Annotated in this window: 15 protein-coding genes; 2 read left to right on the forward strand and 13 right to left on the reverse strand. The window is 43.7% G+C overall.

The window, feature by feature from the left end; genetic code table 11:
• The 4 genes from HJG39_RS18445 to HJG39_RS18460 form a co-directional block, all read right to left on the reverse strand.
• Positions 1-2,184 (reverse strand): toprim domain-containing protein (locus tag HJG39_RS18445; RefSeq protein WP_268411784.1); only part of this gene is annotated, 2,184 nt, incomplete at its 3' end.
• Between the two features lie 244 nt (positions 2,185-2,428).
• Complete coding sequence (locus tag HJG39_RS18450; RefSeq protein ID WP_268411786.1) at positions 2,429-2,686, reverse strand: hypothetical protein; 258 nt, start codon at positions 2,684-2,686, stop codon at positions 2,429-2,431.
• A 38-nt stretch (positions 2,687-2,724) separates the two neighbouring features.
• Positions 2,725-2,982, reverse strand: a complete 258-nt coding sequence (locus HJG39_RS18455) for an ogr/Delta-like zinc finger family protein (protein WP_268411787.1) — start codon at positions 2,980-2,982, stop codon at positions 2,725-2,727.
• Entirely contained in the window at positions 2,979-3,230 is a 252-nt protein-coding gene (locus HJG39_RS18460) for a hypothetical protein (RefSeq protein ID WP_268411789.1), read from the reverse strand. The genes HJG39_RS18455 and HJG39_RS18460 overlap by 4 nt, the downstream gene beginning before the upstream one ends.
• 111 nt (positions 3,231-3,341) lie before the next feature.
• Here HJG39_RS18460 and HJG39_RS18465 point away from each other — a divergent pair, with 111 nt between their 5' ends.
• On the forward strand, positions 3,342-3,992 hold the full coding sequence (locus tag HJG39_RS18465; protein ID WP_268411792.1) for a helix-turn-helix transcriptional regulator: 651 nt from the start codon (positions 3,342-3,344) through the stop codon (positions 3,990-3,992).
• On the opposite strand, the gene HJG39_RS18470 is transcribed toward HJG39_RS18465, so the two are convergent.
• From HJG39_RS18470 to HJG39_RS18480, 3 genes are read right to left on the reverse strand one after another with little or no spacing between them, the layout of a single operon-like run.
• Positions 3,989-4,267 (reverse strand): hypothetical protein, encoded by a 279-nt coding sequence (locus tag HJG39_RS18470; protein ID WP_268411793.1) that lies wholly within the window; start codon positions 4,265-4,267, stop codon positions 3,989-3,991. The two genes, HJG39_RS18465 and HJG39_RS18470, sit on opposite strands and share 4 nt — an antisense overlap.
• Positions 4,233-4,739 (reverse strand): hypothetical protein, encoded by a 507-nt coding sequence (locus HJG39_RS18475; protein WP_268411795.1) that lies wholly within the window; start codon positions 4,737-4,739, stop codon positions 4,233-4,235. The genes HJG39_RS18470 and HJG39_RS18475 overlap by 35 nt, the downstream gene beginning before the upstream one ends.
• A complete protein-coding gene (locus HJG39_RS18480; RefSeq protein WP_268411796.1) occupies positions 4,720-5,130 on the reverse strand; it encodes a hypothetical protein in 411 nt (136 codons plus the stop codon). The genes HJG39_RS18475 and HJG39_RS18480 overlap by 20 nt, the downstream gene beginning before the upstream one ends.
• 182 nt (positions 5,131-5,312) lie before the next feature.
• Between HJG39_RS18480 and HJG39_RS18485 the strand changes: the two genes are divergently transcribed.
• Positions 5,313-5,612 carry a hypothetical protein gene (locus tag HJG39_RS18485; protein WP_268411798.1) on the forward strand — a complete coding sequence of 100 codons (300 nt, stop codon included), beginning with the start codon at positions 5,313-5,315 and terminating at the stop codon, positions 5,610-5,612.
• On the opposite strand, the gene HJG39_RS18490 is transcribed toward HJG39_RS18485, so the two are convergent.
• The 6 genes from HJG39_RS18490 to HJG39_RS18515 all read right to left on the reverse strand — a co-directional run.
• A complete protein-coding gene (locus tag HJG39_RS18490; protein ID WP_268411800.1) occupies positions 5,609-6,361 on the reverse strand; it encodes a hypothetical protein in 753 nt (250 codons plus the stop codon). The genes HJG39_RS18485 and HJG39_RS18490 overlap by 4 nt on opposite strands.
• Positions 6,362-6,384: 23 nt before the next feature.
• Positions 6,385-6,684: a hypothetical protein gene (locus tag HJG39_RS18495; protein ID WP_268411802.1), complete on the reverse strand. Its 300-nt coding sequence runs from the start codon at positions 6,682-6,684 to the stop codon at positions 6,385-6,387.
• 201 nt (positions 6,685-6,885) lie between these two features.
• Positions 6,886-7,713: a DUF2971 domain-containing protein gene (locus tag HJG39_RS18500; protein WP_268411804.1), complete on the reverse strand. Its 828-nt coding sequence runs from the start codon at positions 7,711-7,713 to the stop codon at positions 6,886-6,888.
• 56 nt (positions 7,714-7,769) lie between these two features.
• On the reverse strand, positions 7,770-8,771 hold the full coding sequence (locus HJG39_RS18505) for a phage late control D family protein (protein WP_268411806.1): 1,002 nt from the start codon (positions 8,769-8,771) through the stop codon (positions 7,770-7,772).
• A complete protein-coding gene (locus tag HJG39_RS18510) occupies positions 8,768-9,238 on the reverse strand; it encodes a phage tail protein (protein WP_268411808.1) in 471 nt (156 codons plus the stop codon). The genes HJG39_RS18505 and HJG39_RS18510 overlap by 4 nt, the downstream gene beginning before the upstream one ends.
• 10 nt (positions 9,239-9,248) lie before the next feature.
• Positions 9,249-10,865: phage tail tape measure protein (locus HJG39_RS18515; RefSeq protein ID WP_268411810.1), on the reverse strand; the 1,617-nt coding region annotated here is incomplete at its 5' end.

The raw sequence follows: 10,865 nt of genomic DNA on the forward strand, positions 1-10,865 counted from the left end.
ATAAATCGGCGTGTGGGACTTCACCAAGTCCATGATCAGCTTTTCGTTTTTGGTGGCTAAGTGTAAAAAGTAACTAAGATGCTCAACCGGCAGAATGTTCATTTCATCCGTTGCCGCTTTGCTGGTTTCGCTGTGGTGCGACTTATCAAAATGTAAGTGAATGATCCGCTGAAGAATTGCTTCAGAAGCAGTCACAGCGGCGTTTTGGCTAATCACAATGGCCCCACGAAACGGTGGCTCATAGGTTTCATTGCCACTGTTTTTCATGCCTCGCGCGCGGCTCGCTCTGCCGTTGTAAGCGGTTTTTAGCTCATCCCAATCAAATTTTTTAGACTTCGCGGTATCTTCTTCGCGGTCAGCCTCAATTAGCACCACCGGCAAATTACTCACTTGGGAAAACTTACGGCTAATCGCCGCCGCTGTGGCTTTAGAAGGGTCGAAACCTTCTTCATCTGCCTTGCCAAGTAGCTTCCACATAAATTCGACTAACGTGGTTTTACCTGCACCGGCTTCCCCCATAATCTCCAAAAACGGATAGCTTTTGTGAATACCTCGAATTTGCTCGGCAAACAAACTGCCAAGCCAAAAGCTCACCGCCACCAAACCTTTTTCTCCAAAGGCTTGATAAACCAATTGCGCCCAATCGTTTCTGTATTTGGATTGCGTCCCAATGTTCAGGGTAAAACTTTGGTTTAGGCTTTTTACGGCTAGCTTGTCGATTTCGAAAAAATCTTCATCGTTAATGGGGTAAGCCTTGCCATTGCTAATCGCAATATCGTTGTAAACATAGGCTTTGTGCTCTTTGCTGTAGCCGATGAAATCAATGGTATCGACTACTTTAATATTGTGAATATGGTTACGTACCATCCAGTTTAATTGTGATGAAGATCCCGTAAATAAGCCGCCGGGTGCAATAGATAACAAACGCTTTTTAAACTCTGCCGCCGCTGCCATTTGCCCACCTGTGAAGGTGTTTTTAATGGTTTTACCGCCGTGGGGAAATTCCACTTTGCAGTAATACCAGCTTTCATCGGTGATTTTGTTGGCTTGGAAATACAAAAACGTGGGTTTGCAATTGGCGATTTCCGTTAATGCGCCAGATTGCTGCGCGGCTTTTAACTTGATTTGTTGCTCAGTTTCACCCTCGTCGTTACGCTCGATGTCTTCTAGCGATTTCGTGTATTTGTCTATATCTAAATCGAACCAATACAACCGATAATTGAAGTCGAAACAAAATCCGTTGATGTTTTTCTTCTGCCACATTAACAACGCTTTTGATAGCGCGTTTTCTGCTACTAACAACTTGCCGTGATACAAATAGTTTTCGCGGTCGATATGCGTTAGCTTTTCCTGAATGTGCAGGTCGTTCCAATCCACTTTTTTACCGAGCTTAGCCGTTGGGATAGTGGCCACTTCCGTTTGCAGTCCATCGGCTCGCGCCCGCTGATAATGCTTTTTTGTATACCTTCGGCCCGCTGCATCGGGGTCTAGCGCCCATACAAAGGTAATGCGCTTTTTATTTTGCAGACGATTAATGGATTTTTCGGGGTAGTTGTGACACGCCAAATTCGCCACCGCTTTTTGCCCGTTTAAATTCAGCGCAATGGCATCCATACAACCTTCAACAATCCAAACCGTATCACCGGATTTCAGCTCCATTGCCGGTGGTTGCCACCATAAACCACGGTATGCGCCACCAAAGTGCGCCTTGCGCTTTTCTTTGTGGCCCTCTTTATCCGTAATGGTCACTTCTTCAATTAAACGCTCCATGTAAATGTCATTGGCGCGATCAATATCGAAACGCACGGTTGCCGTGCCTTTATCCGCATTGGGATGCCAGAACTTCTCCTGACGATACCAACCTTTTATCTTGCCAATATTAAAGCCGCGCGCCATCGAAAGATAAGCATCTGCCGTGGCGTTGGGGTTTTGTGGGGTTGGCTGATAACGCTGATTAAACTGCTTAAACGCATCTGGGTATAACTCTTTTGTGTGCCACGATTCACCGCACTTATTTTCCCGTCCGCACTTTAATAGCCAAGGCGCTTTGGCATGAATAAACAATTCCTTTTTATTGCACTTTGGGCAGCGTCCTTGTTGCAACCATTCACCATCATCGCTGCGCTTTAGGTCATAATCACGTTCAAGTTGTTTAACGATGCTATCGCGGATGTCAGCTTGCATAAGCACCTTCTTCCGTTGTCATCATCATTAAACGGTTAAACACAGCCTTGTTAATGTCCTGCTTCATTGTTACGCCTCAAAAAATCCATCTGATGATGATTTTTTCTGTGAGGAAGACAAAGGTGCAGCTTGAACTGGCTTTAATTTCCTGAACGTTTTCGCAATAACGCTATGCCTTGCATAAAACATCAAGAAATAGAAAAGCAGTAAATACCCGCTTGGGTTAAACCAGTTTTTGACTGATTTAAACATTAGCTTGCTCCTTGGATGCCTGTGCTTTTCGCTCAGCTATACATGCGTCAAACTCATCCTTGCTAAGCACGTTTCCTATTTTTAAGGAAATATCGAGCAAGATAGCGCCTTCTTTGTAGTAATAGGTTTTATCGCTATCGAAATATTCCCAATCAACAAGCTTGGCTTCGCTCATGATCCTTAACAGGTTTTCTGAGTCTTTTATGTTGGCGAGTTCAAACGTAACGTGCCCAATTTCAGCAATGATCATCTTGGTGTCTCCCTTTTATCATTGGTTTTAAAATCTGATTACGACTTACCGGAATAAGCTGTTCCCATTGTTTTCACTAAATCGTCTTTTCGAATGCGTGAAGACAGCGGAATATGCACAGACAGATCCGGCATTGAAGAAAGCGAAATGGTGCGAATTGGAGAAATGGCTGCAACGAATACATGGCCGCATTCAAGGTTGTCGCAAGTGAACGTGATTTCCCGATACATAGGAGAAACTTGGTTCGATTTGCGATTAGTACAGCTCGACTTGCAATGTGGGCATTGAATTTTCATAGGACTTTTCCAGACTTCTCGTTAATCATCTTCAATTGTTCTTGGCAGCGATTTTTAAAAACACTGACGAAGCGATAAGCAAACAAAGGCGGTAGCTTTCCGTTTCCTTTCTTCCAAACTCCCACAGATGCCTGCGTAGTTCCCAAAGCTTGAGCAAGCTCTTTTTGGTTGCCCGATGTGTATTTCAGGGCTTCTTCCATCGAGATCTCTGGGTCAATTCCTATCAGTGGTTTTGAAGGTCTAGCCATAAGTCGCCTTGTAGCAAATAATGAGTTAAGAAAATATTAATTATAAAAGTTAAGATAATCTTACTTTTATTTTAAGTCAAATATAAAGATAATCTTTATTAGAGGTGACTTATGACAGACGATGTAATTCAGCGAATAGAGCTGGTTTTGAAAAGCTCACGGCAAACAAAAGCCGAGTTTTGCCGTGCGCTAGGGGTAAGCTCTCCGTATTTCAACAACTGGAAAAAGGATGGTTTTCCAACAGCTCGATTAATTACAGCGGCTGATATTTTGGGAGTGAATGTAAATTGGCTCGCCAAAGGCAGAGGCGCGATTGATGATTTTCGCCAAAGTGTGGGCTTGCAAATAGCCAAAGCGCGAGTGAGTAAAAACTGGACGCAATCCGAGCTGGCAGAAAAGGTCAACGCCCAAGCGGGCGACAACAAAATTCAGTTAGCAGGCATTAAAGCCATTGAAAATGGATGCAGAATGGACATTGAGCCAGAGCTGAGTGTTTACGCCAAAGTGCTCGGAATTGATGAAAGTGTTTTCGGCAATACATCTAATTTGTTAGATGGATTAGTATCGCTCACTGATCCAGAGCAATTGATGGAAGATTACATTAACAGTATTAACGACGGAATTCAGATGGGAATTTTGGCGACTACGCCAGAAACAACGCCCGAAGCCTTAAGCACATTGGCCAGAAAGTTCTTCAACATGCATACCGGTAACGCCGGATTACCTGTTACCAAGCCAAGAGCCAACAAGAAAATCAGCTAGCAATCCATTATTTTCACATCATTTTTAGGATGAGGAAGCTTCTTTGTGTAGTTAGCCCATTGTTCTAACTCTTGGGCTCTTTCTGCTACAGGCATCGCCATAATGTTCTGATACCAAGCTACCGAGCGGTTATAAATGGCTTCAGGTGATTTAGAGGACACAAACTTCTTTTTCTGCATCCAGATACAAGCAGCAAGAATGCCAAACATTAGCACTAATACAATGGCGTCTGTGATAGTGTTAAGCGCGGGCAAAAAGTCGATAAATTCTTGCATACTGTTCTCTCCTCAATAACAAAAAGCCTAGTATTGTTACGCCAATACTGATGTTAATCGTCGGTACACCAAAACGGTAAATAAGATCTAACGTGGTTGAATCGAAATAGATTTCATCTATGTAGCCTAGGCATTGCAGCGCACACAAGGCAACATAATGAAAACCAACAAGACTCGATACTTTGCTGGTATCCATATTCAATCGACGGTGAGCAAAGTAAATACACGATACCACCAACAAATTAGCGCTAGCCCATGCGCCGAACCAAATTTGCCAAGTGACATGACCAGAACCCGCCGCGAACATCATCAAGGGTTCTCTGATTTGTAACATGGTTAAATTAGCAACAAGCACAATTAATGTGGTTAACGATAACGAACAAAATTCTCTGTTCTTAAGGATACTCGCCAGCAGCGCCAGCGAGTAAAAGTAGAACATATTGTTATCAATACTAAGCAAAAAGTCTTTCATACAACGCTTTTAGTTTGTCATTGCTGCCATTTACTGGTTTAAGGCTATCATTACCCTTAATTAGAGGGTCCGGTTTTAAGCCGCCACCATTAGCAATTAGAGGATTAGGTTTTAAACCACTGTCATTCGTTACGTGAGGATCAGGCTTTAGGCCGCCACCATTATTCAACACAGGATCGGGTTTCAAGCCTCCGCCATTGATGATTAAAGGATCGGGTTTTAAGCCGCCACCATTGGCTATTAATAGATCCGACTCCGACTTCAAGCCGCCATCATCTACGGATGATAAAGGTCGAGTCATTTTTTCACCCACCATCTCTGCGGGGTTGAAATATACCCATTTAGCGAACAAAATCAAGCCGAAAGTGAAAGTGAGGACAACTTTTTTCATCTTAAATTCTCCAATAAGTTATAAAAGCCTGCATTGAGCAGGTTAAGACATTATGAATATATTCAGATGAAAAACTATCCATTAGGTGTACATTAAAATTAACCAACAGGGGGGATTGTCAAAGATCACTTAATATATTGCTTAGAAACATTGTTATGTGAAGTGTTAGAATGGACGAACTAATGACCGAAGAAAGAGAAAAACCTATGTTTGAGTATGAACTAAACAGTCAGGAGCTTTTAAAAAGGCGTGTTAGGTATTTGATCCAAACCGATTACAATGGCGTTGCTGATTTTCTTGAGCACTTGCATGACCGCAAAGTAGATGAAAAAGAAGTAAAAACATTCAATTTGTTTCTTAATAGAGGAAAAATTAACTTTGAGTTTTTGGTGGCACTTTCACAAAAAACAAAAATCGGCGAGGTTCCCCTACGCCGACTTTTAAATATCGAGTTTAATAATGAGGATTTGTTTAAATCCTAACTTCTTAGCCAGTACATGAAGCGCGCGAACTTTCCGCAGTTGCTTCTGTCTGGTTCGTAGTAGCTAAGTTCAATAGCCTTTTCAAGAAGCAATGTGCCAGAAAGAAGGTGTGGTTGAAGCCCATCCCCCCAATGTAACAAAGCATCGGCAGAGTCATCAAGCAACATAAGAATCTCTCTTTTAAGTGCTGAATCTTCCCAACCCTTAACGAAATCTTCAACTTTTTGAACGATGTCATACAGTTCTACTGAATCCGTTGTATCAACCTTGTAAACCTTACCTAGAACCACAGCAACCAAGACGGTAAAGCTGTTAACTGTTGAAATAATATTCCTCATATCCCATAAGAACCAAGCTTGCTGTTTTAACATATTTGGCTCTGCCGCCCCATTAAGCGCCATTACGTTTCTGTCGATATGAACGGCATAAGTCAGTATAGTTTCTAGTGCAAACAAGATAACAGTTAAGCCCATCATGAGCGTCAACTTTTTCCTGTTTATAAAGAACAAACCAAAGGCAACAATACCCTGCATTGCAGCAGAAAACAGATAATGCACTTTGACTAACTCAGCTGAATACGTAGGCATTAACCATATTGAATAAGTAAAATGACCTGCGGCATACATAAACAACACAAACAAGCTACTGCGGTATAGGTTATCACGGGATTTGGTGTAGTTAAGGACACAAGCTCCGACCAAAAGCAACACCCAAAGAAGGGATAACGCAAACGCGAGTGAAATACTCATCTTTATTATTGTCCTTTATTTTATCAGTCTTGAGTTGAGACGGGATCACCGCCACCAAAACCTACACCCGATGTAGTTACTGCATTATCACTGTTAGGGGGGTGGCCGAAACCAAACCCAACACCATTTGCGACGTAAATCGTTTCTTTTTCTTGAGTTCTTGGGTCGCCAAACCCAAAACCTACACCTTGCGTTTCAACGCTACCTGTTAATGAAGACAACCACGGAAATAGCTGGTTAAGCCAATCGTCGGATGCCTGAGCAGGAGATACAAACGAAAGCGCAAGCAGGACGGCACAAACTGACTTGATATGTTTCAACATAATAATTCTCTCTAACTAAAAATGATTTAAAAACCGGATAAGATACTAACCCTTGCGTTTTTCATACGCAAGAAAATGTGCACTTTTGTCACCTTGAAATGTCGAGAAAAGCCTCCTATTTGTAGAGGCTTGAATGGTGGTTACGATTTGGTTTTGGCGTAACTAGGAGGTTATGTTAATCTCAGGTTGCTCTCATCTCATTCATATTTCTTCTATAAACAAAGAACCATCTTTATCAAGGTGGACTTTTTTAAGTTTAATATTTTTATGTTCTTCCCCCAGCCAACCGCGAACAATTGTAATATCGTCATCAGACATACGAACGCCAAATATTACACTTGATAAAGCATCAACTGGAAAGTTTGAAACTCTCTGCTCTGAGAGAATTGGCAGGCCGGGAACATCATCTTTCCAATTAGCTAATACTCGATACTCAGACTCATAACGCCAATCGTTTGTTTTTGTGAGAAGTATTTTGAATGCATCGGATTCATTAAAGTCTACAATATCACGCTCTTTTATCTTGTCGACATACTCAACTTTCCAAGCTCTTCCAAAATAGTCATTGCTGGTATCGAATTCTAAACAAAATCCCCTGTGATTATTTGCATAGTGTGCCCACATCAATACGTTTTCTGGTTCACTAGATAAACTAAAAATTCCCCACTTAGAGTTGAACCTTATATAGCATTCATCTCTAGTATATTGAGCTATTTCTGCATGTTCCTTCTGGGTGAAGGTGCTGTAGTGCTTAAAAAATTCTTCCGCTGTTTTCACAGGAGGTAAATGCTTTTGTGTACCATATGCCCAATGGCGATGACGAGATTGATACTCCAAATCATTTAAATCCCCAACCGAAAGTCGAAATTGACATTCGAAAGGATCATTTAGCCCGCTTGGAGAAGGAAAATAAAGCTCGTTTTTTTTAAAAATAGTTTCTACAAATTGGGTATTACTAGGATCGAAAGCCCTGTATTTATAAAGGTGCTTAATCCCTAAAGATCTTGCTGATTGTTTTAAGAAATCCATCGTTCACTCTTTCAAAAAGGTATGAGTAGCAGAAAACTCAGAATGAAATCATTCCATTAGACGGTTGCATTATTAGCAACCTCCAACCTCACCCGACTCACAAACCCACTTCCATTAATGCTGTGAACAACCTCCCATAACTGCCATTGAACCTCGTCTATGCTGGCTTTCCAGCCCTCAAGCTTTACGGGCATCTGCGGGAATAGTTCGGGGTTGCCGTGGGCTAAAGTGAGTTCCATTTGTTGTTTAGCTCGCTGTAGCCGTTTCCATTCTGCTTCGGCTTCTTTCCTTGCTGTACTTTCCGAGGAATAGGTTTGCCGAAGAGTTTTGAGGTTATCATTTTCACCAATAATAACAACGCGAGTTTTCGCGCTGTTTGTATCATGCCATTTGGCTTTTACACCGCTAAAGGTGGATTCTCTGTCAGCGATGGTGAATCGGTGCTTGTCGCCGTCTTGCCTTGTTAGAGTCATTGTCGGAATGGTTTTGTTTATGGTTTTCCCGTTGCCGATAGGCAGCACAAGCAATTGCCCATTTTTTACGGTAATAATGGCGTCGTGTTGCTTAGCGAGGCGCGTTAAAAAGTTAGCGTCAGATTCGTTGGTTTGATCAATGTGAGAAATCGCTGTGTTTGAAAGGCTGGATTCAATATTGGCGGTAAGCTGGTTTTCTTTGGCGAGGGTGTTAACAATCTGCCCTAGGGTTTGTTGATGCCAAGAGCGTTCTTTTTGTGTTTTAAAGCCTTCTCGAAAATCGGCGCTACGAGCGCGAATAATGAGTTTATCCGGTGCGCCTGAGTGTTCTACTTCATCCACAATAAAGCGGCCTTTATCGACTAATTCCGGTTCGCCTTGGGACTGCCAACCTATGGCGCAAGTCAGCACTACGCCGCGAGAGGGTATGACCACGCGCCCATCGTGATCGCTAATGGTTAAATCGAGCTGATCGGCTTCTAATCCGCGTTTGTCGGTGAGCGTTAGGTCAATTAATCGCGTGGAAAGCTCGTCGGCAATGGGGCGGCCTTCAAGGCGAATATCGAATGCGGGGCGGTAGGTCATGCAATTAAACTGTTTTCGTTAATCAGTTGGTTTACAAAACCACCTAAGGTGGCTGGCTGGGCTTTGTCATCATCCACCCGTTTTAACGACAAATTGAACGCAATTTTTCGGGCCGCACCATTGCGGTGAAAATGGCTGTGGGTTTCTTCTACTTGTTCAATTACCCATAAACCCAGTGCCTCGCCATTACCGCTGAGTAAAGCGTAAGGTTTGCCACTTAATGCCATTGCATTGAGCATGGCTAAATCTTGCTGTCCACCGGTTAATTCGGGGTAAAGTGTGCCGCTTAGTGCGATGCTTTCTTCATCTGGCCCAAGGTATTGATAGTGAGGCCGTGCGCCAATTCGGCTGTTACTTGCCCAGCGCTGGGAGCTGGCGCGCTTGAGTTGTTGATAAGGTGTGGTGTCAACGGAAAACACAAATAAACCGAGTATTAACATCATGATGCGGATTCCTTTTTTATTCATTCGCTTTCTATTAGTCATAGAGCCTAGAGCGCACACGTGATAGCGCTTGTGCTTCGCGCCTGTCCCACTCCTCATGAATAAGCGCAACCAGTGCATTGTTATTTTGAGGAACACTTACTTGTTGGTTTCCTTGGCCCGCGCTAGATGCCGTGTTTGAAGCGTAAATATTCACATCGCCATAACTAATCGACACGTTTGGGCTTAAGGCGGGTTTGGTAATGGGCGTTTGATGTTGTGTGTTTTTTTGAATCTCGCTCGCGCCAGATTGCGCTGTTGTTATTAATGGTGCGTCATATGCCACAGCCGGTGCCGTCATGCTCGCCGCTAACAGGCTGCCGGAAATCACTTGTTTGGCGGGGCTGATAGCATTTTGATTTGCCATTTTTTGATTGAAAGCTTCTTGGTTTGCCGTTTTGGGATTGACCGTTTCGCGCTGAATTTGCTGGTTTAGTTTCAGCGTTTTTTCGGTTTCCTCATTGCCAAATACCGCATCCCATAACCCGCCCACCACTTTGGCGGTTTTATCTATCCAGCTAAATTTTTCACGCAGCCAATCAAATGCTTTGCCTAAACCAGCGCTCACTTTCTCCCAATTGTTGTACAGCAACCAACCAATACCAATTAAAGCGGCTATGCCTGTCATCATTAGCCCAATGGGATTGGCGTTTAGGGCGATGTTCATTAACCATGTGGCTTTGGTAATGCGGGCAATGCTAGCAACCGCTTTTAATACGCCACCACCGATAAACAGCAGGAAGCTTTTCATGGCCGTGCTGCTGGCTAGGGTTTGAATCCACATCAAACGTAGGGAATAAGTCATCATGGCAAGCGGGCCAAGTGTGCCCGCAATGGCAAGCGCTAACGCGCCGCCCACCGTAACCGCTGCGCCAATGAATGCTACAATATGCAGTAATTGCCCCGCCAGTTCGGGGTTTTGCTGCACCCACGTATTTACCCGACTAATAATACGGGTAACGCCTTGAATCATCTGGCGAAGGGGCGAGGTATTGGTGCTGGCAATACTTATTGATAAACCTTCCCACGCCGATTGCATGGCTTTGATGTCGCCAGCGGTGTTATCGGCCATTTGTGCGGCGATGCGCGCCGCTTCACCGTTGGCACCTTTTAACACTTGCATAAATTTGCTGATTTCCGCGCTACCGCTTTGGCTAACCAGCTCAGCAAAGGCGGCTCCGGCTTCTTTACCTGCAATGAGTTTGAAGATTTCAAGCTGCTGACCTGCGCCCATGCTTTCGGTTTTTTCGGCAATCTCCGACAAAATTTCTGGCAATGCGCGCATGTTGCCATCCTCTAAACGCGATTGAATGCCGAGTTCTTCCAGTGCTTTGATGGCGGGCGTGTGAGAAGCAATATTGTTGTACATGGTTCGCATCGCCGTGCCTGCCATTGAGCCTTGAATTCCCACGTTCCCCAGCATTCCCGCTAATGCGCTGGCTTCTTCAATACTTGCGCCAAATTTGCTGGCAATGGGGGCCACGTAAGTCATGGTTTCACCTAACATACGTAAATCAACGTTGCTTCGGGTGAGTGTGGCGGTGAGCACATCCGCTACTTTGGGCATTTGATTGGCTTTTAATTTAAAGCCGCTGAGTATGTTAGAGGCAAT

It is taken from the genome of Alteromonas sp. a30, from assembly GCF_026788005.1.
GTDB lineage: Bacteria > Pseudomonadota > Gammaproteobacteria > Enterobacterales > Alteromonadaceae > Paraneptunicella.